The 23,727-nt window shown below is 69.0% G+C and carries 24 protein-coding genes and 1 pseudogene; 19 read left to right on the forward strand and 6 right to left on the reverse strand.

Going from position 1 to position 23,727, the window contains the following annotated elements:
• The first annotated feature begins 64 nt into the window (after nucleotides 1–64).
• The 10 genes from Rhe02_RS02360 to Rhe02_RS02405 are packed head-to-tail and all read left to right on the forward strand — an operon-like array spanning nucleotide 65 to nucleotide 8,901.
• The gene (locus Rhe02_RS02360) at nucleotides 65–1,576 is read left to right on the forward strand and encodes a nitrilase-related carbon-nitrogen hydrolase (RefSeq protein WP_203906353.1); all 1,512 of its coding nucleotides are present in this window, start codon (nucleotides 65–67) and stop codon (nucleotides 1,574–1,576) included.
• An 8-nt stretch (nucleotides 1,577–1,584) separates the two neighbouring features.
• Complete coding sequence (locus Rhe02_RS02365; protein WP_203906354.1) at nucleotides 1,585–2,385, forward strand: oxidoreductase; 801 nt, start codon at nucleotides 1,585–1,587, stop codon at nucleotides 2,383–2,385.
• Complete coding sequence (locus Rhe02_RS02370; protein WP_203906355.1) at nucleotides 2,382–3,284, forward strand: alpha/beta hydrolase family protein; 903 nt, start codon at nucleotides 2,382–2,384, stop codon at nucleotides 3,282–3,284. The genes Rhe02_RS02365 and Rhe02_RS02370 overlap by 4 nt, the downstream gene beginning before the upstream one ends.
• A complete protein-coding gene (locus tag Rhe02_RS02375) occupies nucleotides 3,278–4,453 on the forward strand; it encodes an aromatic ring-hydroxylating dioxygenase subunit alpha (RefSeq protein WP_203906356.1) in 1,176 nt (391 codons plus the stop codon). The genes Rhe02_RS02370 and Rhe02_RS02375 overlap by 7 nt, the downstream gene beginning before the upstream one ends.
• On the forward strand, nucleotides 4,450–5,139 hold the full coding sequence (locus Rhe02_RS02380) for a hypothetical protein (protein ID WP_203906357.1): 690 nt from the start codon (nucleotides 4,450–4,452) through the stop codon (nucleotides 5,137–5,139). The genes Rhe02_RS02375 and Rhe02_RS02380 overlap by 4 nt, the downstream gene beginning before the upstream one ends.
• Nucleotides 5,132–6,055 carry a hypothetical protein gene (locus Rhe02_RS02385; RefSeq protein WP_203906358.1) on the forward strand — a complete coding sequence of 308 codons (924 nt, stop codon included), beginning with the start codon at nucleotides 5,132–5,134 and terminating at the stop codon, nucleotides 6,053–6,055. Before Rhe02_RS02380 ends, Rhe02_RS02385 begins: the two co-directional genes overlap by 8 nt.
• Complete coding sequence (locus Rhe02_RS02390; protein WP_203906359.1) at nucleotides 6,052–6,798, forward strand: SDR family NAD(P)-dependent oxidoreductase; 747 nt, start codon at nucleotides 6,052–6,054, stop codon at nucleotides 6,796–6,798. The genes Rhe02_RS02385 and Rhe02_RS02390 overlap by 4 nt, the downstream gene beginning before the upstream one ends.
• A complete protein-coding gene (locus Rhe02_RS02395; protein ID WP_203906360.1) occupies nucleotides 6,795–7,397 on the forward strand; it encodes a hypothetical protein in 603 nt (200 codons plus the stop codon). Before Rhe02_RS02390 ends, Rhe02_RS02395 begins: the two co-directional genes overlap by 4 nt.
• Nucleotides 7,394–8,137: a maleate cis-trans isomerase family protein gene (locus Rhe02_RS02400; protein WP_203906361.1), complete on the forward strand. Its 744-nt coding sequence runs from the start codon at nucleotides 7,394–7,396 to the stop codon at nucleotides 8,135–8,137. The genes Rhe02_RS02395 and Rhe02_RS02400 overlap by 4 nt, the downstream gene beginning before the upstream one ends.
• 2 nt (nucleotides 8,138–8,139) lie before the next feature.
• A complete protein-coding gene (locus tag Rhe02_RS02405) occupies nucleotides 8,140–8,901 on the forward strand; it encodes a hypothetical protein (protein ID WP_203906362.1) in 762 nt (253 codons plus the stop codon).
• Here the strand turns inward: Rhe02_RS02405 and Rhe02_RS02410 are convergent.
• From Rhe02_RS02410 to Rhe02_RS02420, 3 genes are read right to left on the reverse strand one after another with little or no spacing between them, the layout of a single operon-like run.
• Nucleotides 8,875–9,876, reverse strand: a complete 1,002-nt coding sequence (locus Rhe02_RS02410) for a hypothetical protein (RefSeq protein ID WP_203906363.1) — start codon at nucleotides 9,874–9,876, stop codon at nucleotides 8,875–8,877. The two genes, Rhe02_RS02405 and Rhe02_RS02410, sit on opposite strands and share 27 nt — an antisense overlap.
• A gap of 23 nt (nucleotides 9,877–9,899) precedes the next feature.
• Nucleotides 9,900–10,241, reverse strand: a complete 342-nt coding sequence (locus tag Rhe02_RS02415; RefSeq protein ID WP_203906364.1) for a YciI family protein — start codon at nucleotides 10,239–10,241, stop codon at nucleotides 9,900–9,902.
• Nucleotides 10,238–10,912: an ElyC/SanA/YdcF family protein gene (locus Rhe02_RS02420; protein WP_373320572.1), complete on the reverse strand. Its 675-nt coding sequence runs from the start codon at nucleotides 10,910–10,912 to the stop codon at nucleotides 10,238–10,240. Before Rhe02_RS02420 ends, Rhe02_RS02415 begins: the two co-directional genes overlap by 4 nt.
• A 156-nt stretch (nucleotides 10,913–11,068) precedes the next feature.
• Here Rhe02_RS02420 and Rhe02_RS02425 point away from each other — a divergent pair, with 156 nt between their 5' ends.
• Nucleotides 11,069–11,656: a DUF998 domain-containing protein gene (locus tag Rhe02_RS02425; RefSeq protein ID WP_203906366.1), complete on the forward strand. Its 588-nt coding sequence runs from the start codon at nucleotides 11,069–11,071 to the stop codon at nucleotides 11,654–11,656.
• Nucleotides 11,657–11,660: 4 nt separating this feature from the next.
• Here the strand turns inward: Rhe02_RS02425 and Rhe02_RS02430 are convergent, their stop codons facing one another.
• The gene (locus Rhe02_RS02430; protein WP_203906367.1) at nucleotides 11,661–13,142 is read right to left on the reverse strand and encodes a glycosyltransferase family 39 protein; all 1,482 of its coding nucleotides are present in this window, start codon (nucleotides 13,140–13,142) and stop codon (nucleotides 11,661–11,663) included.
• Between the two features lie 166 nt (nucleotides 13,143–13,308).
• On the opposite strand from Rhe02_RS02430, the gene Rhe02_RS02435 reads away from it, so the two are divergent.
• The 8 genes and pseudogenes from Rhe02_RS02435 (at nucleotide 13,309) to Rhe02_RS02470 (ending at nucleotide 22,833) form a co-directional block, all read left to right on the forward strand.
• The gene (locus Rhe02_RS02435; RefSeq protein ID WP_203906368.1) at nucleotides 13,309–14,946 is read left to right on the forward strand and encodes a WxL domain-containing protein; all 1,638 of its coding nucleotides are present in this window, start codon (nucleotides 13,309–13,311) and stop codon (nucleotides 14,944–14,946) included.
• A gap of 80 nt (nucleotides 14,947–15,026) precedes the next feature.
• Entirely contained in the window at nucleotides 15,027–15,965 is a 939-nt protein-coding gene (locus tag Rhe02_RS02440) for a WxL protein peptidoglycan domain-containing protein (RefSeq protein ID WP_203906369.1), read from the forward strand.
• Nucleotides 15,917–16,984, forward strand: coding sequence for a hypothetical protein (locus Rhe02_RS02445; RefSeq protein ID WP_203906370.1), 1,068 nt, complete (start codon nucleotides 15,917–15,919; stop codon nucleotides 16,982–16,984). The genes Rhe02_RS02440 and Rhe02_RS02445 overlap by 49 nt, the downstream gene beginning before the upstream one ends.
• On the forward strand, nucleotides 16,981–18,312 hold the full coding sequence (locus Rhe02_RS02450; RefSeq protein WP_203906371.1) for a hypothetical protein: 1,332 nt from the start codon (nucleotides 16,981–16,983) through the stop codon (nucleotides 18,310–18,312). Before Rhe02_RS02445 ends, Rhe02_RS02450 begins: the two co-directional genes overlap by 4 nt.
• Before the next feature lie 64 nt (nucleotides 18,313–18,376).
• Nucleotides 18,377–19,027 (forward strand): annotated as a pseudogene (locus Rhe02_RS02455) (ABC transporter ATP-binding protein); the annotation flags it as partial.
• Nucleotides 19,024–21,780, forward strand: coding sequence for a branched-chain amino acid ABC transporter permease/ATP-binding protein (locus Rhe02_RS02460; protein ID WP_203906373.1), 2,757 nt, complete (start codon nucleotides 19,024–19,026; stop codon nucleotides 21,778–21,780). The pseudogene Rhe02_RS02455 and the gene Rhe02_RS02460, both read left to right, overlap by 4 nt.
• Entirely contained in the window at nucleotides 21,773–22,348 is a 576-nt protein-coding gene (locus tag Rhe02_RS02465; protein WP_203906374.1) for a neocarzinostatin apoprotein domain-containing protein, read from the forward strand. The genes Rhe02_RS02460 and Rhe02_RS02465 overlap by 8 nt, the downstream gene beginning before the upstream one ends.
• A gap of 83 nt (nucleotides 22,349–22,431) precedes the next feature.
• Nucleotides 22,432–22,833 (forward strand): DUF4190 domain-containing protein, encoded by a 402-nt coding sequence (locus Rhe02_RS02470; RefSeq protein ID WP_239123238.1) that lies wholly within the window; start codon nucleotides 22,432–22,434, stop codon nucleotides 22,831–22,833.
• Here the strand turns inward: Rhe02_RS02470 and Rhe02_RS02475 are convergent, their stop codons facing one another.
• Together Rhe02_RS02475 and Rhe02_RS02480 are read right to left on the reverse strand one after the other, a co-directional pair.
• Entirely contained in the window at nucleotides 22,834–23,238 is a 405-nt protein-coding gene (locus Rhe02_RS02475; RefSeq protein ID WP_203906375.1) for a rhodanese-like domain-containing protein, read from the reverse strand. It lies immediately after the preceding gene.
• Complete coding sequence (locus tag Rhe02_RS02480) at nucleotides 23,235–23,720, reverse strand: cysteine dioxygenase (protein ID WP_203906376.1); 486 nt, start codon at nucleotides 23,718–23,720, stop codon at nucleotides 23,235–23,237. Before Rhe02_RS02480 ends, Rhe02_RS02475 begins: the two co-directional genes overlap by 4 nt.
• Nucleotides 23,721–23,727: the final 7 nt, after the last annotated feature.

Below are 23,727 nucleotides of genomic sequence, written 5' to 3' on the forward strand. Positions count from 1 at the left end.
GAAAACTCCCGGGCGAGTGTAGTTTCGGGAAACAGCGTTTCGCTACGGGAACCGGAGGGGTGCGATGGGATTGGTCAGAGTCGCCGCGGTGCAACTCGAGGCGACCCAGGACGTGTCCGAAAACCTCGCCACCTGCCTGCGCCTCATCGACGACGCCGCCGCCCGGGGCGCACAGCTGATCGTCCTGCCCGAGTTCTGCAACCATCTTTCTTGGTACGCCGACCGCGCGCAGGCCCGCGAACGCGCCACCCGGCCCGGCGACCCCTTCCTCACCTCGCTGAGCGAGCGCGCCGCCCGGCACGGCGTCCACCTCAAAGTCAACGTGACCCACGCCCACCCCGATGGGACCACCGGCGGCACCAACTTCCTGTTTGGACCGTCCGGCGAGCTCCTCGGCCAGTGCGACAAGCAGACCTTGATGGGCAGCGAGAACGACTTCCTGAACCCCGGCGGGCAGGTCGGCCCGATCGTCGACACACCGCTTGGCCGCCTTGGCATGTACGCGTGCATGGAGGGGGTGCTGCCCGAGGTCGCCCGCGGCCTGGCCCTGCGCGGGGCACAGGTGCTGCTCAACAGCCTCAACTCGTTCGCCACCGACGAGGCGAGCCTGCACATCCCGGTGCGCGCCGCCGAGAACCGGGTCTGGGTGGTGGCCGCCAACAAGATTGGCCCGCTGCTGCCGATCGAGCACCTCCCGCGGATCAGCGCGGGTCTGGGAGTTCCGCCGCAGTGGCTGCACGGCGCGGGCGAGAGCCAGATCGTCGCCCCAGACGGCACCGTCGTCGCCAGAGGCCCCCGCACCGGCGAGGCCGTAGTCATCGCCGACATCGACCCCGCCCTGGCCGACGCCAAAGGACGCGCCTTCACCGCGCGCCGACCCGCCCTCTATGGCCCACTCGCCCAGCCCCCACACGGCCGCCGGCACCCGGCCGGAGCGCCTAGCCTCAACGTGGCCGTGGTCCGCTCCCCCGACGCCGTGGCCACAGCCGCCGCCGACGGCGCCGAGCTGATCCTGCTCACCGTCCCCGCCGACCCTTCGGCCGTCGCCACCGCCCTGGCCAACACGACCGCCCACGCCGTCCTCGCTCAAGCCACCGGCGGGGTGTTGGTGGGGGCGCAAGGAGTGGTCGGGCGGCAGGAGCAGGGCGAGGCGCCGTGCGTGTTCGCCATGCCGTGGGGGCGGCTGGCGATCGTGATTGGCGAGGATTCCATTGTGCCGGAACACTTCCGGCTGGCCGCGCTCGATGATGCCGACGTTGTGGTGGTGCTCGGTGAGCCGCAGGAGCCGTGGGAGCTGGCGCTGGGGCTGCCCGAGCGGGCGGCGGAGAACCGGCTCAATCTTGTCCACTCGCAAGCGGTGTTCTCGCTGTCGGGCGACTTCACGCTCTGGACGCAATGGGAAGGCCCGTTCACGGGACGGATCAGCCATCCGATCATCACCGAGGCCAAGCCGGGCGAGGAGGTCACCCACGCCGTCGTCGCTCCGGCGCAGGCGGCCAACCGTCTGGTCTCGCGCAACACCGATCTGGTCGACGGCCGCCCGTGGCGGCTGCTGCACGCACTCATAGAAGGGTAGAAGCCCACGTGGCCGAAACATTGCGCCATGTCGAGGACATGGTCGACGACTCACCGATCATCGATGTCCACGACACCTTTCACCGGTTCCAGGAGCTGCTCGCGGCACTAAAGGCCAAAATCGATGCGCGCTTCGAGACCACCCGCGATCCGTCCACATTGGAGCTGGAAAGCTACGGCGGGTACCCGGACGGCCCCGGCGGCTCACTCGCGGCCTACAGCGGCCCGGAGGTGGACTGGATGGTGCACTCGTGGATCGGCAACCCCAGCGCCAGCTTCGCCAACCTGCACCTGACCGTATGGCTGGGCCCGCAGGTCAAGGTACCGCACCTGGGCATCGCGCTGCTGGTGTGGCCGGAGGGCTGGTTCTACGTCGACTCGGTGCCGCGGGTGAACATGGTCGAAGACGGCGAGTACTACGACAAGTACTACGAGCCCGCCAACGAGCAGTGGCTGGAGCGCCGGGCCGACCCCGAGTTCGAATACTTCATCAGCCGCGCCGGTTTCATCCGGGCCAGCCTGTCGCCGACCGCTTACTGCTACTCGTTCGGGCGCAGCGACCGCAATCTCGACATCGTCTCGCAGGTCACCCACGACCACGTCGACCGCTGGCTGCGCTGGGTCGACGAGGCGGAAAAGGTCCCGGAGAGCGAGCAGGCGGCGCTGCGCGCGACCGACGAACGGATCCGGCGCAACATCGCCGACCGCGACCCGGCCAACGTGATGGGCGTGCGCCTTTTCGGTCAGGAGACCACCGACAAACTCGTGCGCGCCCTCTGGGGCGGCGACCGAAAGCTCCCCCGGCCATGAGCACTATCCGAAGCGTGTGGTGGGCGGCCACGATCCCGGGTGCCAAGGCGCCCTTCGATACCGCGCACCTGCGGGTCTACTATCCGGCCGCGCCCGACGGCAGCGACCGCGAGCGGCTTTCCGGCGTGATGGCCGCCGACGCCGAAGGGGCGCCGTTTCCGGTGGCGCTCATCATCTCCGGCGTCAACGTCGGCCAGGAGGGCTACCGCTGGCTGGCGACCGAGCTGGCCGCAAAGGGCTTCGTCGCGGTCACCTTCGACTGGGTGGGCACGCTGTTCGGCGGCATGCACGGCATCACGCCCGGCGTGGACCTCGACGCCGCCCGGCCCGACGGGTACGGCAAACGGCCGACCTGCCCGAGCCTGCGCCCGGTGCTCGATGCGCTGCGCGACATGACCGGCCCGCTGGACGGCCTGCTCGACCTCGACCGGGTGGCCCTGATCGGCCACTCAGCGGGCGGCACGGTGGCGCTGCAGTCGGCCCGGTTCGTCCCCGAGGTGAAGGCGGTCGTCACCTACGGCGCGCACACCATGGTGGCCACCATGCTCGGCTGGCCGGCCGGAACCGTGTTGCCGGCCCAGGTCGACTGCCCAGTGCTGTTGCTGGCGGGCGAGAACGACGGCGTCATCAACGGTTCGGCGGACCGCTACGGCGAGGACCCGGCCACCCGCAAGGATCCGATCACCCGCACCTTCACCGAGGCGCTGCCGCCCGGCCCGCATCAGATGGTGACCCTGCCGGGGGCGAACCATTTCGCCATCGTGCATCCGGTCGACCACACCGCGGCGCGGGCCTTCCTGGATCGGGAGGCGAGCACCGACCCGGCGGTCAGCCGCGAGACTCTCAGCGGCCTGATCGGAGACTTTCTGCACCACCATGTGAGGAACGAGCCATGCTGAAGAATTTCTGGTACGCGGTGGAGTTCGCCGACCGGGTCACCACCAAACCGGCCCGGGTCACTGTGCTGGGCCAGCATCTGGCGCTGTACCGCACCCCGAAGGGGCGGCCGGTCGCGCTGTCGGATCTGTGCGTGCACCGGGGCGCGGCGCTGTCGGGCGGCACGGTCAAGGGCGACTGCATCGTGTGCCCGTACCACGGCTGGGAGTACGAACCCGACGGCCAGTGCACGAAGATTCCGGCGAACCTGCCCGGGCGGGCCATTCCGCGCAAGGCGCGGGTGGACTCGTACCCGGTACAAGAAAAATATGGTTTTGTTTGGGTCTTTCTCGGAGATCTGCCCGAGGAGGAACGCCCGCCGATGCCGGTATGGCCCGAGTTTGAGGAGCTGAAGGAAAACGGTGGCCGCTTCCGCGTGGTGCAGGGCGAGTTCCTGTGGAAGGCCAACTACGAACGGATCCTGGAAAACGGCTGCGACATCGCCCATGCGCCCTTTGTCCACGCCGGCGCCTTCGGCAACCCGGAACGTCCCGAGGTCGAGGAGTACGAGCTCGACCAGCCCGACGAGTGGAGCGCCTTCGCCACGGTGAACCTGCACCCGCCCGCGCCCAGCGGGCTGTGGAGCTTCTTCAAGCGGGACAAGACGAAGCTGGCCAACCGGCCGCCGGTGAAGACCAGCGCGGGCTGGATGCTGCCCAACATGATCAAGCTGCATGTCCGGCTGCCCATCGGCGAACTGGTCATCTACGACACCAACATCCCGATCGATGAAACCACCACGCTGGTCAAGTGGGTCGCGTTGCGCACCTTCTTCACCGGCAAGTGGGCCGACAAGAACGCCATCGAGCGCACCATGAAGATCTTCTATCAGGACGCCGAAGTCGTTAACAAGGTGCGTCCGGAGCTGCTGCCCTTCGATCTCGGCGCGGAGCTGCACATCCGCAGCGACCTGATCGCGGTCGCTTACCGCCGCCGCCGTCAGGAGCTGGCCGACAAGGGCTGGATGCTCACTGACGACGACAAGATCATGGGTGATGTGCCCAGGCGGGAGGCGACCGTCATCGCCTCGCCCGCCCGCCGGGAGAACCCGGAGCTCGCCCGCGCCTGGGTGCACAAGGCCCACGGATACCACCCCCAGGTCAAAGACGTTGAAGGAGAACCGGAATCGTGAGCCTGCCCCTCGCCCTCGCCGAGCGCACCCTCGCCTCCATTTTGGACAGTCACGAGCTGACCCTCGTCCGCGACGAGGTGCTCGGCAACACCTTCGGTGACGTCGGCCGCCTGCGCACCTGGCGCGGCAGCGCGGTGGCGAAGGTGGTGAACATCAGCCTGGTGGTGCCGCAGTTCCAGCTGGACAGCCACATGATCTTCGCGTTCACGCCCGAGGACAGCGCTGTCCCCCACTTCACGCTCGACTCGGTCTACGGCGGCGCCTACTATGCCTTCCACCTCGACCTCATCCCGCGGGCCGAGCTGGCCAGCCATCTGTCCTATATGGACGAGGCGTTCGCCCCGCTGACCCCGGTCTTCGAGGAGACCACGGCGCTGGAGGGCCTGTCCAAGGCAGCCATCGGCCCGCGTCAGTATGCGGTGATGTCGCCGTGGATGCTGGTGCACCGGGCCACCGAGGAGGCGTTCGGCACCATCGGCGAGGCCGTCGCCGCCTACCAGGCGCACTGGTCGGCGTTGGTACACAAGGGATTGCAGGTCGACGACACCGATCTGGCCGCCCGGGATGCCTTGGTGCGCGGCAACATCTTCAGCCGCGACGTCGATCCGGTCTGGGCGCAGGTGTCGCGCCTGCTCGGCGACGAAACGACCGACATGCTGCGCGCCGAATTGATCAGCAATGGCTGACGAGCCCAGCCGGTGGCAGCAGCGCATCGCGGGCGAATGGCATGGCCGCCCATCGCTTTTTGATTCGACGGGTACCTGGTGCGGCTTCGAAGACATCAGGCGCTCCAGCACTTTCGCCGACGGTGTCACCACCTACCGCATGGACGGCGGCCTGGTCGGCGGCGGCCCGCTCGCCGGGCAGTTCAAGCTGGCCGCGCCGTTCGAGTTCGGGGTGGTCGACTCCGACGCAAACCGCGTCTACACCGGTCCCGACTTCTACGGCACCGGCCAGCCCTACGGCTCGTTCGTCGACGCCCACTACTACGGCCCCGGCTGGCAGGTCGACCTGAACACGTGGAACCAGGTGCTGCCCGACGGCCAGACCCAGGTCTACTCCTCGGTGCTGTACCAGGGCTGGGCGGTCGTCGGCTGCTTCAACGGCGTCTACACCCGCTCCGACGACGAGGCGCACATAGCCGCCTTCCTCGATGCGGAGACCCGCCGCGGTCCGGTGCCCTACATCCTTCCCACCAAACAGGCGGGGGTGTTCGAAGGCGAGTGCGAGCTGTGGGGCGCGGACCAGAAGCCGCGCGGCACCGTCGATGTTTCGCTGGCGCTGGAACCGATCGACCTGCTGCGCACCCGCCGCACGGTCAGCTGGGGCGAGCGCACCTTCACCACCGACGCCCGCCGCGATGGCAACCGGCTGTTCTTCGAAGGCCCGCAAGCCTGGGGCAACGCGATCGGCTTCGGCCGCGCAAGTTTCGGCTCGTGGCACTTCACCGATGTGGTGAAGGTGCGCAGCCGCGAGTTCGCCATCGACTCCGACAGCGGCATGTCCAGCCGTGGCCGGCTGGCCGTCGTCTACGAGATCTTCCACGGAAACGTGCTCGACTCGGTCCTGCACGGCGTGATCACTTGGAGGCCTACGGCATGAGCACCACCGTGGTGGTGACCGGCGGCACGCGCGGTATAGGCGCCGGTTTGGTCACCGAATTCGTCAAGCTCGGTTGTCAGACCGTCTACTGTGGACGCTCGGTCGCCGACATCGCCGGAGCGCACGGGATCGTCGCCGACGTCACCAAACGCGAAAACGTGCAACGGGTCTGGGACGAGGCCGCCGACCGCTTCGGCGGCGTCGACATCTGGATCAACAACGCGGGCATGTCCCCGGCCCGCAAGAAGCTGTGGCAGCTGCCCCCGGCCGACCTCGACGCCACCATCGACCTCAACCTGCGCTCCCTCGCCCACGCCAGCGCGATCGTGCTCGCGGGCATGATCGGTCAGGGCCGGGGCGCGCTGTGGAACATGGAGGGCTTCGGCTCCAACGGCATGATCCGGCCCGGCCTGACCACCTACGGCGCCACCAAACGCGCGGTGACCTACCTGACCGACAGCCTCGCCAAGGAGGTCAAGGGCACCCCGGTGACCGTGCATCACCTCTCCCCCGGCATGGTGGTCACCGATCTGCTGACCCACGACTACACGCCCGAAGAGTTCGCCGAGGCCAAGAAGATCTTCAACATCCTGGCCGACCGGGTGGAGACGGTGACACCGTGGCTGGCGGCCAAGGTGCTCGCCGGTGCGCCCAACGGCGCTCGCGTGGCCTGGCTGACCCGCGGCAAAGCCATGTGGCGGTTCATGACCGCGTTCCGCAAGCGGGAGGTGTTCACGTCATGACCACACCCAGCTATCCGGTCGCCATGGCGGTGGAGGACTTCGTTCCCACCCTGCTGGCCTTCGGCGGATTCTGGCTGCTGGCCGGATTACGAAGCCTCGCCGGCACTGCGCTGCTTTGGCTGGGCCGCGTCGGCGCCGTCCTGATCGGGCTGGGCGGGGTGGCCAAGTCGGTCTGGAAACTGCTCGTCGCTGGGTGGCAGATCGACCTGCCCTGGCTGGAAGGGCTGCTGTTCCCGCTGATGTCGGTGGGCGCCGTGCTCCTGCTGACCTCGCTGCTGCGCAGCTACTGGGTGCTGCTCGCGCTGGCGCTCGCCGCCTGGCAACCCTTTATCGTCGCCACGGCCGGCGTCACCCTCATCAGCGTCACCGGCATCGTGCTCGCGGTGCGCCGCAAGCTGTGGGCCGCGGCAGCTCTCTTCACCCTCGGTATCGCCGCGGTGATGGCCCTGGTGCCGCTACGGGGCCACCCGAAGCACGAAACCGTGACGTTCCAATGGATTGAGCAAAGCACCAACACCGCCGCGCAGCTCTGCTTCTTCGTGGCGGCGTGGCTGCTCGCACGCCGCTTCGCACACTCATCCACTGGGGAGTCAGCATGACCGATGCTTTGGGCTGGCGCCGCAAGTTCGGTGTCATCGCGCCCTCCACCAACACCATTGTCGAGCCCGACTTCTACTCGATGACCGTGCCCGGTGTCACCTCCCACTTCTCCCGCATTCACATCCGTAACCAGGATCTGTCCGACGACGCGAACTTCGAGAACCTGCTGGTGCAGATCCGCGACGAGATCGGCTCGGCCTGCGAGCGGGTGCTCACCTGCGAGCCCGACTACATGGTGATGGGCATGTCGGCGGAGACCTTCTGGGGCGGAGTGGAGGGCAATCGCGAGTTCGTGCGCCAGATCAACGCCATCACCGGCCTCGAGGTGGCCACCGGCGCGGAGGCCTGCGAGCGGGCGCTGAACCTGTTCGGTGCCAGACGGATCGGGGTGGTGACGCCCTACCAGCCGATCGGCGACACCAACGTGGTCCGGTTCTTCTCCGAGATCGGGTTCGAGGTGGTGGCCATCGAGGGTCTCAAGTGCCCGACCGCGGTATCCATCGCGCACGTGAGCACGGATGAGCTACGGCAGGCCCTAATCAAGGTCAACTCACCCGAGGTCGACGCCTTGGTCCAATGTGGAACAAACCTGTCCATGGTCGGGCTCGCCGACGAGGCGGAGCGCTGGCTCGGCAAGCCGGTCATCGCCATCAACGCCGCCACCTGGTGGATGGCGTTGCGCGACAACGGCATCGAAGACAAGGTCTACGGCTCGGGCACGCTGCTACGGGAGTACTGATCATGGTGACGGCCTTCTTCGCGTTCACCGCGATCGTTATGGTGGCCTACGCAGCGGGCGCATTGTGGTTGCGGGCTTGGCTGGCCGGGCTGGTGTGCGCCGCGCTGGCCTACGACAACGCGTGCATCGCCGTAGGTTCGGCCATCGGCGAAGGCTCCACCCTGCAAACCCTTAACGCCGGCCGGTTCTGGGCCCACGCGCTGATAACCCCGCTGATGGTGGTCGTCGGCTGGCGACTGGCCGCGCGACACCAGCCCGCCATCAAGCCGGACGGCCGGGCCGGAATCCAGACGCAGCATCAGCCCGGCGGCGAGGCGGGCGGCCAGGTCGGCATAGAGGCGCTGCATCACGCCGACGGCAAAGCTGGCGGCCGGGTCCGAATGGTGCCAGCGCGCCGGGCTACTGTCGGCCTCGTCGCTCTGGTGGCGGCGCTTGTGGGGTATGGCGTCTATACCGAAATTGTGCGGCTGCGCCTTGAGCCGCAACGGGAGCACGGCACCTTGCGCTATATCAACGCGGCGGCGGAAGGCCCGCCGGTGGCGGCGATCGTCACCATCATCGTGCTCATCGTCTTCGGTGTGCTCGTGTGGCGGCGGCACCGCTCGCCATGGCTGTTGACGGGTGCGGTGGCCATGTTCGTCGCGGCTGCGGCCGGGGCCCAAATGGTATGGCTGCAGAATGTCGGCGAGCTTGCCCTGCTGACGGGCCTGCTGGTAACCCTGTGGCAGCAGCGCTCCTCAGACGGTCAAGGGCTCGGCGGCTGAGGCGATGGTCGTCTGCTCGTGCCGGCGAAGCGACCGCCACGCCAAGCCGAGCACGGTCAGCGCGACCAGCGCACAGCCGGTGTTGGTCGCCAGATCGAGAGCCAGCGAGCCGCCAAGCTCGGGGCGCAGCGGGAAGGCCAGCCACAGATAGGTCATGGTGGCGCCCGCGCCGAGGGCGAAGATGTGCCGCTGGTTCCAGCCTTGCTGTCTCGACCAGCGGGAGATGATCGCCAGCCCGAGCCCGGCCACGGCACACCACACGGCTACCCCGACCCACTCGTACCACTGCGCGGTCACCAGAACCATTGGCCCCCAGAAGGCCGTGGTCAGCACCAGCGCCAGCACGAAAGCCACCCACGGCGACGGGGCAACTCCCGCGACCGGGCGGCGGGGAAGCCGGCGCACCTGGAATGCGGCCACGATGAACGCCACGATCACGACCGTGATCCAGATCAGCTGGGCGGGTGTGGCCAGAAAGTGTTCCTCGGCGTAGTTGCCCCAGAAGACAAGCCCCGCCCCGAGGGCGAACACGAGGCCCACCACGGTCAGCCCGATCCTGCCCAGCCAGGGTTGCCGCGACGGTTCAAAGGTCTCGACTATCGCGATTGGAACGCAGATGCTCCACACCGCATGCAGGGCAACGATGGTCTGGGTCAGCTCGACGCTCATGCCCAGCGCCGGCAGGTAGGACGGCCCGGCCAGGTAATCGTGTCCCGCGTAGGAGTCGTTCCACAGCAGCTGGTCCACCGGGCCTTCCTCGATGAGCGCATAGGCGACCGCGAGCAGGGCCATACCCGGCCATCCGGACCCGGTGCGGCGTCCCAGCTCACGCACGAGCACGGCGCCGCAGCCATAGAGCGGGATGAACAGGAAAGCGTAAGCCAGCATGTCCGCCGTGACGTTGCCCAGCAGAAACTCGCCGATGAAGGGGGCGAGCAGGAGAAGGCCGATTACCGCACCGATCCGACGACTCATCCGGTCATCTTGCCTGAGCCTGTCTACTCCGGAAACACGAAAGGGTGCCCCGGCTGGGCCATGGTGCCGGCCGGACACAGCCACTGCATGACATCGACCGCCAGGCGGCCCGCCTTGACCGCGGGATCCTGCTCGGCCAGGCGGCGCGCCTCCGCTACCGAGCCGACCCGGTAGAAGGTCAGCCCGCGCAGCGACTCGTCGGGCGGGCCGAGCAGCGGGCCGTTGGTCACTATCTTTCCCTCCTGGCGCAGCTGGTCGTGGTACGCAAGATGCTCGCCATGGATGCGCTGCAGCGTCGCCTCCTCATATTCGGCCGGATTGGCCGGGCGGCGCAGCATGACCAGCTCGAAGCTCTCCAGATTCATGGCACCATTGTGCCCGTGACGCCGAGCATCCTCGGATGGTGGTTCCATAGCCATCCCAGGTACTGCTGAAGCTCCTCGGGTGTGGCCACCCAACCCTGGTCCATATAGGCGAGGATCCGCTTCACCTCGCCGGGGACCAGGGCGTAGCCGGTCGCGCCGGTTTCCGGCACGGGTGTGTGCGGGGAAACAGCCACCGGGACCGGGATCACCGGCAGCCGCACACCACTGGCGTTGCATGCCTTGAGCACAGTGAGATAGGCGCGGGGCAGATGGTAGGGCGAGATGGCCAGGGCGAGGCTGGTGATGCCACGGCTTTGCACCTGGCTGACGATCCACGCCGCCTGCAGGCCGGTGTTGGGGGCAGGCTCGGCCTGCACGTGGACACCCTCGGTGCGGCGCAGGCCGAGGCTGCGCAGGTAGTCCAGCGTGATCTCGACGTAGGTCGCTTCGGCCGGGTTTCCGTTTGCCACCAGCAGGTAGCGCAGATCCGGCTTCGCCTCCCAGGCACCGATGGCGTGGGTGAACCGCCATTCCTCGCCTTGACCGGCGGCGATGACGAGCGCATCGACGTGATCGGCGGCCGACTGTGGCAGGGCCAGGATCATCGTGAGGGCTTTCATCACGTCTAGGAGCCGGCCGGCCGGGTAGCCGGCGAACTCCTCGTCACTCACGATTCGAGGCGGCGCGCAATCGGAACTCACCCGGCAATCCTAGGCGCTGCCCGCTCCCAGGGGGCCGGGCGGCTCCAGCCGGGACTATCCAATGTGGACCTATGGCGGCCGGGGCGGGGTCGGCCGCGCGGGATGTTCTGGCGTACTGTCCAGGTCGTGAACGATCGCGGGTTTCGGCAGGCCAGCGTGGTGTTGGGTCTGGTCGCCACGGCGGGGTTGGCTATCTCCGTGCTCCCCCTGCCCGCCGCTTCCTACGTGAGCGAGGCCGGTGTAGCGGGTTCGGGCCATTTCGTGCTCTACCGTGCCAGCGTCATCGCGGCCGGTTTGGCGGCGGCCGCCCTGGCCGCGGGACTGGTTCACCTGTTCACGCTGGCCGCGTTGGCCTTGTTCGCCGCGGCGCCCGCGATCATCACCTCGGCGGTGGTGGGCTGCACGCCGGGCTGCCCGCTTCCGCCCTACGAGGCGACCACTGGCCGCGACCTGGTCCACGCCATCGCCAGCGTCATCGGCGTGGGCTGCTGCGGTCTGGCGATGCTCGCCCTGGCCCGCACCTCGACCGGCGCGCTGCGACGCCTCTCCTGGATAGCCGTTCTGGCCGGCTGGCCGGTGCTGCTGGGCACCGGCGCATCCATGGTCGTGCTCGGCCGGGGGCTGGCCACCGGCCTGCTGGAACGGATGGCCCTGGCGGTGTGCCTGGCTTGGATCATCGGTGTTGGGCTGCCACGCGGGTGGCCGGCGAAATGACGGCTCAGTCGTAGTGCTGCAGTTTCGGCCAGACCGCGGCCCAGCCATCGGCGGGCAGCTGGCAGACCATGACCGCGCTGCCCTGCTCCTCGTTGTCCACCCCGAATCCGTTGTCCATTTTGGCCCGCACCTCGCAGCCGGAAAACACCCGCTGGGTGCGGGCCACACCCTGGGTCCAGGCGATGACGACCGTGCGCTGTGGTGGCGGCGGGCCGACGAAGTAGAGCTCGTTCTGGGCGCTGTAGACGGGCGGCAGCCCGTAGGCGGGGCCGTAGCGGTCGATCGCCCCCGCCTCGCCGTAGTTGCCCGTCACGATGACTGAGCGCCGCTGCTGTTCCGGTGGCAGGGCGGCGTAGACGGCGGCCAGCTGCGCCACATATTGCGGCCACCCGATCTGGTCGCCCATCGTCGGGTTGAGGGCGACCGCCGGGGATTGACCGACCTCGGTCACCGGCAGCAGCGGCAGCGCGATGAGGGCGCTGGCCACGGCGTTCACGGCGACCGCGGCGAAGACGAGCCAGCGCCGCCAGGTGCCGGCCATCCACCGCTGCACCGGCACCCAGCCGGCCGCGAGCAGAAACGCTTGCAGCCCAAAGGCGTAGTAGAGCTGGCCGCCACCGATGAAGGTCAGCAGCAGGGCGACCAGATAGGCGACGCCCACCGCCCGGATCGGCCGCCACTGCTCGCGCCGCAGCAACGCGACCAGACCGGCGATCCAGACCGCCAGCAGGGCCGGGCCGATCAGCAACGCCTGGAACGGCAGCACCTGGATGCGGACCTCCCCCGCGTTGTTCTCGCTCAGCGCCCCGGCCATGGTCAGCTGCGGGAAGTCATGGGTGATCTGGTAGATGGCGTTGGGCAGGCTCAGCAGCGCCGCGAGCCCGAGACCGGCCCACAGCCACTTGGACCGCAGCACCGACCTCGGTCCTACCAGGAGCAGCCCGGCCCCCAGCGATATCACCAGCATGGCGATGAGCAGCTTGTTATAGGTGCTCACCCCGACCACAGCGCCGAAGGCGAGCCACCACCGCGGCTCACCGCGCAGCTGCGCCTTGACCACGAACAGCAGCGCCGCCGCCCAGAGCGCGAAGTCGACGGTCGCCGTCGACAGCAGGTGCCCGGTGATGAGGGGCAGTGAGCAGAACGCGAAGCTCCACGCGGACAGGGCTTGCGCGACCCGGCCGCCGCCCAGCTCACGGGTAGTGAGCACGGCCAGGATGACCGCCGCTCCAATCAGGACGATCGCCGGCACGCGCATCGCCGCCACCGTGTCGCCGAACGCCCAAGCCGCCAACCGGGCGAGCATCGGGGTCAGCGGCGGCTGGTCCACATATCCCCAGGCCGGCTCGAGCATGCGGAAGTAAAGCTCATCGCGGTGATAGCCGTATTGCCCGGCTGTCAAGGCAAGCACCCCACACACGGCCGCCACCGCGCCCGCGACCGGCCACCACGGCACCTCGGCAAGTTTCGGCTCAGACTTCGCCACGCGCGCACCTTAGCCCACCCGGATGACATCTTCGTACCGCGCGAACTCTTCGGTCGGCAAACATCGTCGCTCCGGGGGCTTGACATTCGCGCCCCGCACACCGCTTATTGATGTATCGCTGAACGAAACGCCGTTTCCTTTATGGAAACGGTGAGAGGGGCGACACATGGTAAGCAAGACAAAGCAGGCGGGCCTGACCGCGACCGTGGTCATGCTCGCCGCCGCAAGCCTAGCCGGGCAGCCAGCCCAGGCATATGGCCCGGTGGCCAACTCCCTTGGCTGCCGGCTCTACTTCACCGATGCCGGAACCGGTATCTCCCCGACCACGTGGAACGACACGTTCGGCCTGACCCTGTCGCCGGCGCAGCCGTCGCCCGGTCAGACCGTCACGGTCACCCTCACCGCGGCGGCCGGGCCCACCAACGGGCCTTCGCCGCTGGTCGCCGGGGATGTCCCCGTCGTGGTGGCGGTGGACCTGGGTGGGGTGGCCTCCGGCACCGTCACCTTGAACCTGGCCGGCTATCCGGCCTCGGCCAAGGATCCCTACACCCCATTGGGATCCATCACCGCGACCGGCACGTTCGTCGCCGGTGCGGCGGGCGCGGCCACGGCAACAGTGCGCCAGGTCAAGTTCGCCAACACCACGGCCGCCACCTACTGCTCCAACGCCGGTGACCGTGACCAGAAGGCGAGCCCGGAACCGACCACGATCGTGGAGGAGTTCACCGTCTTCGACGGGGCCACCACCATCACCTCGGTGACGGGACAGACGGTCAGCACCCACGCCCGGGCGGGAAACACCATCAACTTCGCGGTCACCGGGCTCGCGCCCAACGCGGCGTTGACGGCCTCGCTCAAGGATTCCACCGGCGCGGGGACAGGTGAAGGCAGCGGAAGCGGAAGCACCACGGCCACCGGAAGCGGGACGGGCACCCTCGTGGTCCCGGCTGCACCCACTCCCGGTGCGCGCACCCTGGTGGTGAGCGATGGGGTGAACTCCGTCAGCAAGCCGATCACCATTCTCGGTACGCCGACGGTGTCCATCAATCCGCACGGTGGCGGCGCGGGGACCTCGGTCGCCGTGACCGGTACCAACTGGAACCCGGGCAGCAGCGTCACGATCGGTGGCTACAAGCCGTTGGCCGGGCCACCACCGCCACTGTCCACTTCGGACACCAAGGTGACGGTGACCGCTTCGGCCTCCGGCGGAATCGGTGGCAGCTTCACCGTCAGCGATCCCACCACCGCGTATGTCGGCGCGTCAGCGGGCTTCGGCCCCTCGACGCTTTTCGCCATCGCCGGCTGGACGGTTTCGCCCGACAGCTGCGCAAGCCCGTGTCCGCTGGCCTACAACCTGACCCAGGTGGTCACCGGGGGCAGCCTGGCCATGGCACGCACAGCGGGATCCAGCAACATCTCGCTGAGCGGCATCACGCTCAACGGTTCCGTCCAGGAAAGCTCCGGCACCCTGTCGGCGCTGACCGTGACGGACTACCGCGGCAGCACCTTCGGCTGGAGTCTGGTCGCGACATTGAGCGACTTCACCGGTACCCCGGGCGGCACCATCTCGAAGGCCAACCTGTTCTGGTCCCCGCTGTGCGTGAGCACACCGGGCGCCACCAACGCGGTGACCGCCGTCGCCGGCTCAGCCGGACCGGTGGACGCGGCGACCCTGTGCTCGGCACCGGCTGACCCAGCCGGCACCGGGGGCAGCTTCGACGCCTCCGCGGCGCTCGCCCTGACCGTGCCCGCCAACCAGCTGGCCGGAAACTACACGGCCACGCTCACCATCACGCTGAGCTGACCGGCACGACACCTGGTGGGGGCGGGCGCTATCCGTCCCCACCAGGCGCCAGAGCAAATCCAACCACGGAGGGCCACGCGATGCGCCGGATCATCGTCACCGTTGTGCTGAGCCTGGCCGCGTTCGCCTGGGCACCGCCGGGCGCGCAGGCCACCGGCAACGGAGACTGGGCGGTCAACCCGACTCCGCCGGCCGACCCCGGCCCCGCGCCGAGGCGCTACTTCTTCCTGGAGTCCCCGGCCGGGCAGGCGATCGTCGACTCGGTGCGGATAAGCAACCTGTCCGATCGCGAGCTTTCTTTCAAGGTGTACCCGGCCGACGCCTACAACACCGAGCGCGACGGCGGCTTCGGCCTGCGCACCGCCGACGAACGGCAGACCGGCATCGGCGCCTGGACCACGGCTCCGGTGTCCAACCTGGTGGTGCGCGCCCGTACCCAGGTGGACATCCCGTTCACCATCAACATTCCCGCCAACGCCACCCCGGGCGACCACGTCGGCGGGCTGGTCGCGGTGGAGAGCACGCCCAGCAGCCAGACCAGCCAGGGCGGCTCCACGGTGGCGGTGCTTCGCGCCGTGGGGGCGCGCATCTACCTGCGCGTGGCCGGGCTGGCCGCGCCCAGCTTGGCGATCCAGGACCTCGACCTCGGCCGCCGCGGAACGCTGGCCTACACCCTGGCCAACACCGGCAACGTGCATCTGGCCCCCACCCTTAGCGCCAAGGCCACCGGACTGTTCGGACACCGGATAGGTCAGCAGGGCGAATTTCCTTCCCCCGATCTGGTACCAGGCGCACATTCGACGCTGAGCACCACGCTGACCGGCCTGTGGCCGCTGGACTTCGTCACCACGACGGTGACCGCCTCCGCGGAAGGCAGCGTGCTCACCACCGCCAGCACCCACAACCTGGTCGTGTCCTGGCCGGTGCTGACCGCCCTCCTGCTGCTCGGGGCGGGGCTGGCCTACTACCTGTGGCGGCGAAACCGCACCCGCCGCCGCAAACCGCGGGCCGCGCTATGACCCGCGCCCTGCTCCTGCTCGCCCTCCTGTCGCCGCTTGCCTTAACCGGCACAGCCGACGGGCCGCAGGCGGCGTTGAGCACCTCCGCGGCCGCGCCGGGTGAGAAGGTGCGGGTCACCGGGCAGGGCTGGCCTGCGGGTCAGCTTGTCCAGCTGACCACCTGCGGCGAGCTGGGCCGGGCCGGATCGGCGAGCTGCGACATGCCCACCGCGCTGGCGATCACGGCCCGCGAGGACGGTGGCTTCGCCGTGGATCTGGTGCTGGGCAAGCCTTCCCGTCCCTGCCCGTGCATCGTGCACGTGGCCATGGTCGGCGGTGGCGGCACCGGTCATGTCGACCTGCCGATCGAGCTGCGCGGCCATCCGGTCGGGCCGGTGCCCGAGGTCGCCGCCACCAGGGCGCGGGTGGAGGTGGTGCAGGCAAGCCTTTCCGGCCGCGGGGCGGTCAGCGCCTGGTTCGGTGGCGCACAGCGGCTCACCCTGACCTACACCGTACGCAACGCCGGGGCCGAGCCCATCCGCGGAGTGCCGCTGATCCTGCGCGTCGGCGGCGATCAGTCCACTGTGGATGCAGGAGAGCTGGCGGCGGGCCAGACCCGCAGCTACCAGCTGCCGGTAGACATCCCGTTCGCCGCTTTCGGACGCTACCGGGTCGAGGCCAGCATCGGCGGTGTCGGCGTGGCCACCACCGACCACGACGCTCGCCCGTGGGGTCTGGTGCTGCTCAACGCGATCGGCCTGACGCTGATCGGCTGGGGCGTATACCGCAGATTCCGCCGTCCTAAGGCGCAGGGCGAAGGCCTCAGCTCGGTGGTGCGGGTGGCGCAGTGGCAGGCCTACCTGGTCTTCGACGACGCCCCGGGTTCGGCAAGGCTGCGCCGCCTCGCCGGCGACGAGCTGAGCCCGCAAGAGGTGCAAAGCCTGCTGAGCACACCGCGCCTTACGAACAACGCGGTCATCGACCTGGAAGCCTTGGACGCGGTGCTGCTGGCACGCGCGGCCGGAAAGCGGGAACCGTGAAATCGTTGGTGCTGCGCCTCTTCGCCGCTGCCGCGGCGACCGCCGTCGCGGTCAGCGGCTGCGACGCGGTGATGCCCGGGGCGCTGGATCGGCCGGACACCCCGGTCACCACGACCGGCGTCGGCCCAGGTGTCACCGCGGAAACCGTCAAAGTCGTTTTCGTCGGGGTGGACCTGCAGCGCACCAGCGAGCTCACCGGCTTTCGCAGCGTCGACGCGGGCGACCCGCAGGCACAGGTCAAGGCGCTGGAAACCTGGGTCAACGCCAACGGGGGCATCGCCGGGCGGCGGATGCAAGCCGTCTTTCGCAGCTATGAAGCCAGCAACGACTCCCCCGCCGCCGAGGAGAAGCTGTGCAATCAGGTCACACAGGACGATCAGGCTTTCGCGGTGGTGCTGACCGGACAGTTCCAGAGCAACGCCCGGCCCTGTTATGCCCAGCGGCGCACCCTCATGCTCGACGCCACCCTGGTCGCCACCGATCAGAAGACCTACCAGCAGCTTGCCCCCTACCTTTGGGCAGCAAGCTATCCGGCTTATGACGAATTCGTGACCGCCTTCCTGCGTACGCTGTCGGCGCGCCAGTTCTTCGCCGGCCCGGTCGGGGTGGTGGCAGCCGACACCCCCAGCAACCGCAACGCCTTTGACACCGTGGTCGCGCCCTACCTGCGCGAGGCGAAGGTGACCCCGACCGTGGCCTGGGTCGACACCACCGATCTGGGCACCCTCAACGCCGGGCTGAACCAGGGCGCGGTCGCCTTCCGCAGCAAGGGAATCCGTCAGGTGATGTTCCTCGGCGGCGCGCGCATGGCCTCCTTCTTCCTCACCGCAGCGGCCGCCCAGGACTTCACCGCCCGCTACGCCATCAGCAGCTTCGACAACCCGAGTTTCCTGGTGAACAACCCGGCCACCATCCCGCAGGCCGCGCTGAAGGACATGATCGGCATTGGCTTCAACCCGAGCCAGGATGTGCCCGACGCCAAATATGCCTTCCCGGCCACGGATGCCGAACGCGCCTGCGTCTCGATCTTCTCGGCCGGTGGCCAGTCGTTCAAGACCCGGGAGAATGCGCGGGTCGCGCTGACCTACTGCGACGCGGCCCGGCTGCTGCACGCCGCCGCGCGCACCCTGGGCGCCGATCTCAACGCGGCCGCCTGGTCGGATGCCGCCCGCTCGCTGGGCCGCGGTTTCCAGCCTGCGACAGGCTTCAGCGGCCTGCTGGGCGCGGGAAGGTTCTCCGCCGCCAACGGTTATCGGGTGCTGGGCTACGAGCAGGGCTGCCGCTGTTTCACCTATCTGAGCGAGGAGGCCAGCTTTGGCAACGGCTGACGCGCTGCGGGTCAATGGGCTCGCCGCCGGCTATGGGCCGGTGCAGGTGCTCTTCGGCGTCGAGCTGCGTGTCGGCGATGGCGAAATGGTGGCGGTGTGCGGGCCCAACGGGGTCGGCAAGAGCACTCTGCTTCGGGTGCTGTCCGGGCTGACCGCGCCGTCGGCTGGAAGCGTTGCCCTGTATGGCCACGACATCACCAACGACATCACCAACGTGGCCGCTGCCGCCCGGGTGCGGTTGGGTCTGAGCACCGTGGTCGGGCAGGCCGCCTTCGGATCGCTGACAGTTCTGGAAAATCTTCGCCTTTTCGGGTACCAGACAAAGAAGCCCCAAAAATCCATCACGGCAGCGCTTTCGGTCTTCCCGCGCCTGCACGAGCGGCGCGACCAGCTGGCCGCCACCCTGTCCGGGGGCGAAAGGCAAATGCTCGCGCTGGCCAAAACCCTTATCCAGCAACCCCGGCTGCTGCTGATCGACGAGCTGTCGCTGGGTCTGGCCCCGGTGGTGGTCGGCGCGCTGGTGGAAATGGTGCGGCGGCTGAACAGGGCCGGCACCACCGTCGTGGTCGTCGAACAATCGGTCAACGTGGCACTGTCCCTTGTGGACAGAATGCTGTTCATGGAGAAGGGCGCCATCGTGGCCGAGCACAGCGCCGCCTTCCTGCAAGCGCAACCGCAGCGGCTGCAATCACTTATCCTGGGCGGCCATTCATGAGCGTGGACATCTTGGCGGTGGGCCTGCTGACCGGGCTGCCCTATGGCCTGCTCGCGGTCGGGCTGGTGCTGGTCTACCGCTCCAGCCGCTTCCTCAACTTCGCCCACGGCGCGATCGGCGTCTTCGGCGCGGCGCTGCTGGGCAGGCTGGTCAACGAGCACGGAATCCCTTACTGGGTCGCCTTTCCGCTCGCCCTGGCCGCCGGTGCCGCCTGCGCGGCCGCGATCGAGGCGGGTCTGGTGCGCCGGCTGCGGCACCGCCCGCGGCTCATCGGCATGATCGTCACGCTGGGCCTGTCCCAGTTCCTTCTGGTGCTGGCGCTGCTGGTGAACCCGCAAGGGCTGAGCGGGCTCACCTTCCCCGAGCCACCCGGGCTGCCCTCGTTCACCGTCGGCCGCACCCCGATCGGTCCGGCCCTGACCGCGCTGCTGCTGTTGAGCCCCGTTCTGCTTGCCGCGCTTGGCATCTTCCTGCGCCACTCCCGGCACGGGCTGGCCATCCGCGGCGCGGCCGACGCCCCGGAAACCGCTTCGCTCAACGGGATTCCAGCCGCCCGGATGGCCACCATCGCGTGGGCGGTGGCCGGCGGGGTGGCCGCATTCTCCGCCATCCTCGTGACACCGACGCAGGGGGCCCAGTCGATCGAAACGCTCGGCCCGGAGCTGCTGCTGCGCGGCCTGGCCGGGGCGGTGGTGGCGCGGCTGTCCTCCATCCCGATAGCCTTCGCGGCCTCGCTGGGCATCGGTGTGCTCGAGCAGATCCTGCTCGCCCAATCCGGTGGACCCGGTCTGGTCGAGGTCGGCCTGGGCGCGGTCATCGTGGTCGCCCTCCTGGCCCAGCCCAAGCTCAGCGGGCGGCGCGACATCGACTCCGCCAGCTGGCCGGCGATGCCGCTCACCGCACCCACCCTGCTGCGCCGCACGCTCACGGCGCTGGGCCTGCTCGCCGCCGCCGGCCTGGCCTACCTGATCACCAACGAGACCGCGTCCGTGCTGACCTCGGTGGCCGGATTCGCCCTGGTCGGCCTCTCGGTGTTGCTGGTCACCGGGGTCGCGGGCGAGCTTTCGCTGGGCCAGTTCGCCTTCGCCGGCATAGCCGCCGCGGTCTCGGTACAGGTGGCCGGGCGCACCGGCAACTTCTTCCTCGGTGTGATCGCCGGATGCGCGGCCGCCGCGCTCGCCGCGATCCTCATCGGTATCCCCGCCCTGCGCCTGCGCGGCCTGGCCCTGGCCGTCACCACCCTGGCCTTCGCGCTGGCCACCAGCGCCTGGCTGCTGCGCCAGGATTGGCTGCTGGGCAACGGAATGGCGGCGCCCAAACCGCAGTGGGCGGGCTATCCGCTGCTACTGGCCAAGGACTACTACCTTTTCGCCCTGCTGATGCTCGCCTTCGGGGTGTGGCTGACCAGCAACCTGCGCCGAAGCGGGTTCGGTCGCGTGCTGAGGGCATTGCGCGACAACGAGGACGCCGCGCGGGCACTCAGCGTCGCCGCTCCGCTGCGCAAGCTCCAGGCCTACGCGATGGCCGCGATCCTCGCCGGGCTGGGCGGAATCGTCATCGGACACGGCCAGAGCCAGCTGACCGTCAACAGTTTCCCGGCCGCAGCCGGAATCGACGCCGTCGCCCTGGCCGTCGTGGGCGGCCTCGGCCTGCTCGGCGGCCCGCTGCTGGGCGCGATCCTGTTCGCCGGCATCCCCGGCCTGGTCGACCTCGGCATCGCCGGCCGCGCCGCACTCACCATCGCCTGGCTCCTGATCGTCCTGCTGATCCCGGCGGGCCTGGCCAGCCTCCCCGCCAAACTCCTTACCCGCCACCGCAAACCAGCCACCCCGACCACCCGCACCGGCCGCGGGCAAGCCGCTGGCCCCACCGCCCCACTCCAGCCCGGCGGCGGGTGGGCGGCTATGCCTGAGGTGGGCGGCGGGCGGCGATGGCTGGGGCACGCGGCAACGGGGATTGGTGCGGCCCGGTGGCGGCGGGTTCGGCCGGATCAGGCGGGGCGGCTGAGCGTACGCGGGGTGGCGCGGTCGTTTGGCGGGGTTCGGGCGGTGAATGGGGTCGATCTCGAAGTCGCGCCCGGCGAGGTCGTGGGCCTGATCGGACCCAACGGCGCGGGCAAGACCACGCTCTTCGAGATCATCGCCGGCTTCACCCGGCCCGATGCCGGCCGGGTTTCCTTCAACGGCATGGCTGTCACCCAGCTGAGCCCGCAACGCCGGGCCAGGCTCGGGCTGGTCCGATCCTTTCAAGACGCCCGGCTCTTCCCCGCCATGTCGGTTCGCGAGACCGTCATGGTGGCGGGCGAACGCCTGGCGCCGAGCAACCTGCTCATCGCGGCGCTGGGCGCCACCGACCGCGACCGGATGACCGCGGCCCGCGCGAGTGAGCTGCTCGACCTGATGGACCTGCAAGCACAGGCCGAAACTCCCATCGCCGCGCTGTCCACCGGCACCCGTCGCTTGGTCGAGCTGACCTGTCTGCTGGCGATGCGGCCCACCCTGATGCTGCTCGACGAACCCTCCTCCGGCGTGTCCCACGCCGACGGCCTCGCCCTCGCGCAGATTTTACGGCGCATCAACCGCGAGCTGGGCATCTCCTTGCTCGTCATCGAACACGATCTGCCGCTGCTGTCGGGCCTGGCTGGCCGGATGGTGGCCATGGAAGGCGGCCGCGTCATCGCCGGGGGAACCCCCGAACAGGTGCGCACCCACCCCGAAGTTGTCCGATCCTACCTGGGAGTTGCTCATGTCTAACCTCACCAGGCGAGCTGCCGCCTTCGTCCTCGGCATCCTCGCGGCGACCGTCCTTTTTGGTGCGAGCCCGGCTCAGGCCGCGCCGACGCTGACGTTGAGCAAGTCGACCGGTCTCAGCGACGGGGACCGGATCACCGTCAACGGCAGCGGATTCAAGCCCGGCCTCACCCAGATAGCGATCGGCCAGTGCATCGCCGAGGTGGCCGGGCCGACCGACTGCAACCTGGCCGGCGGCGCCCAGTTCGTCAACGCGGACGCCAACGGGAAGATCCCGGAGGTCACCCTCAAGCTCGCCGTGAAGTTCGGGAACTTCGACTGCACCAAACGGCAGTGTGTGATCGCGGCCCAGATCCTGCCCTCTGGCAACAACGCCGAGGACATCGCGGCCAACAAGACCAGCACCCGCATCACCTTCGGCACCGCCACCACCTCGCCGTCGCCCACCCTGCCCAAGACCGGCCCCGGCGACGAATACGTGGTGATCACCCTGGCCGGTTCCGCCCTGCTGCTGTGCGGAATCGGCGTCGTGCTCCTGCTACCCCGCCGTAGACGAGCGTGGCGAGCCTGAGAGCATTCCGCTACTATGTCGGCTTGCATGACAATACTCAGATTTACCGATCTGTTGCATGCCGGCCAGGAAGGAATGCCGCCTTGACGCAAGGGACGCCGGATCCCGGCCCGACACCGCCAAACCTGCCCGAGCCTGGCGTTCCCCTGCGCATCGACGACAGCCACGCCATCGCGGTGTCGAACGCGACCGCCAAGGCCATGAGCCACGCCCGGCAATTCGTCGGCCAGAACAACGTCCTGGCCGTTCCGGCTCTCGTGCTGTCCTGCCTCGGCGTGGTCACGTATATCTGTGCGCCGATAGGGGCCATCCTTGGTCACGTGGCCCGCAAGCAGATCCAGCGGCGCGGCCAGACCGGCGGCGGGTTCGCGCTTGCCGCGGTGATCATCGGCTGGACCGTCACCGGTCTCTACACCTGCGGCATCGTCATTCCCGTCCTTCTCATCCTGCTCAAGGTAACCGCGATAAGCGGCCTGCTGTCGTGATCAGCTGACGGCGGCGGTGGGCAGCCCGTCGGCCTTCCACGCGGCGAAGCCGCCGGTGAGGTCGGTCGCGCGCTGAAGCCCGAGATCCAGCAGCGCCGAAGCCGCCAGCGATGAGGTGTACCCCTCCTGGCAGAAGACGATAACCTCGAGGTCATAGCTGTTCGCCATCGGCAGACGGGCTTCGCAGCGCGGGTCGAAGCGCCACTCCAGCACATTGCGCTCGACCACGAGCGCGCCCGGGATCTCGCCGTGTTCCGTGCGCTGCGCGACCGGGCGAATGTCCACCAGGATCGCGCCATCCCGTTGCGCGGCAAGGGCTTGCGCCGCACTGACCCGGCGCAGCCGGCGGCGGGCGGCGGTGAGGACCTCGTCGATGCCGCGCGAGCCCGGCGGAGGCACGTTCACCACTGCACTCCCGCCCGATCTACCGAGCTGACTTTTAATCGGTTTTCACTTATGTGGTACCGGGTCATGCTCTGCAACGCCGGGCCGTAAACGTGCACACTGACCGCGGGAACGCGCCCGTGGTTGAGAATGCGGTGCACATGATTTGACCCGAAGCCGCGCCCCTGCCCGGCGCGAAGAGTTTGCTCGACGACAGCCGCCCGCGCCTCACCGCTCACCGTCTGCTCCGTGAGCACGCCGGAGACCACAACAAACGCCCCCGCCGAACCGCCGTGGTCGTGCAGGTCGGTGTGCTGACCGGGCAGCCAGGTCAGCAGCCACACCTCGTAATCCGGCTCCTGCGAAAGCCGGTAGTACCACCGCTCCCGCGGGTTGAACCGCGGCGCCACCGCCCAGTCGTCCGGAGCGGCGGCGAAGCGGCGCGCCACGTCCAGCAGCGACGTGCGCTGCGCCGTGCGCCCGACAGTGACCGTGCCCGTCATACACCCT

The sequence above is a fragment of the Rhizocola hellebori genome (assembly GCF_016862955.1).
In the GTDB taxonomy this organism is placed as follows: Bacteria; Actinomycetota; Actinomycetes; order Mycobacteriales; family Micromonosporaceae; genus Rhizocola; species Rhizocola hellebori.

Bases quoted from the DNA above. Each gene is read 5' to 3' on its own strand.
- Rhe02_RS02360 (WP_203906353.1), top strand. From the start codon at position 65: ATGGGATTGGTCAGAGTCGCCGCGGTGCAACTCGAGGCGACCCAGGAC.
- Rhe02_RS02370 (WP_203906355.1), top strand. From the start codon at position 2,382: ATGAGCACTATCCGAAGCGTGTGGTGGGCGGCCACGATCCCGGGTGCC.
- Rhe02_RS02375 (WP_203906356.1), top strand. From the start codon at position 3,278: ATGCTGAAGAATTTCTGGTACGCGGTGGAGTTCGCCGACCGGGTCACC.
- Rhe02_RS02385 (WP_203906358.1), top strand. From the start codon at position 5,132: ATGGCTGACGAGCCCAGCCGGTGGCAGCAGCGCATCGCGGGCGAATGG.
- Rhe02_RS02390 (WP_203906359.1), top strand. From the start codon at position 6,052: ATGAGCACCACCGTGGTGGTGACCGGCGGCACGCGCGGTATAGGCGCC.
- Rhe02_RS02395 (WP_203906360.1), top strand. From the start codon at position 6,795: ATGACCACACCCAGCTATCCGGTCGCCATGGCGGTGGAGGACTTCGTT.
- Rhe02_RS02400 (WP_203906361.1), top strand. From the start codon at position 7,394: ATGACCGATGCTTTGGGCTGGCGCCGCAAGTTCGGTGTCATCGCGCCC.
- Rhe02_RS02405 (WP_203906362.1), top strand. From the start codon at position 8,140: ATGGTGACGGCCTTCTTCGCGTTCACCGCGATCGTTATGGTGGCCTAC.
- Rhe02_RS02410 (WP_203906363.1), bottom strand. From the start codon at position 9,876: ATGAGTCGTCGGATCGGTGCGGTAATCGGCCTTCTCCTGCTCGCCCCC.
- Rhe02_RS02415 (WP_203906364.1), bottom strand. From the start codon at position 10,241: ATGAATCTGGAGAGCTTCGAGCTGGTCATGCTGCGCCGCCCGGCCAAT.
- Rhe02_RS02435 (WP_203906368.1), top strand. From the start codon at position 13,309: ATGGTAAGCAAGACAAAGCAGGCGGGCCTGACCGCGACCGTGGTCATG.
- Rhe02_RS02440 (WP_203906369.1), top strand. From the start codon at position 15,027: ATGCGCCGGATCATCGTCACCGTTGTGCTGAGCCTGGCCGCGTTCGCC.
- Rhe02_RS02460 (WP_203906373.1), top strand. From the start codon at position 19,024: ATGAGCGTGGACATCTTGGCGGTGGGCCTGCTGACCGGGCTGCCCTAT.
- Rhe02_RS02465 (WP_203906374.1), top strand. From the start codon at position 21,773: ATGTCTAACCTCACCAGGCGAGCTGCCGCCTTCGTCCTCGGCATCCTC.
- Rhe02_RS02480 (WP_203906376.1), bottom strand. From the start codon at position 23,720: ATGACGGGCACGGTCACTGTCGGGCGCACGGCGCAGCGCACGTCGCTG.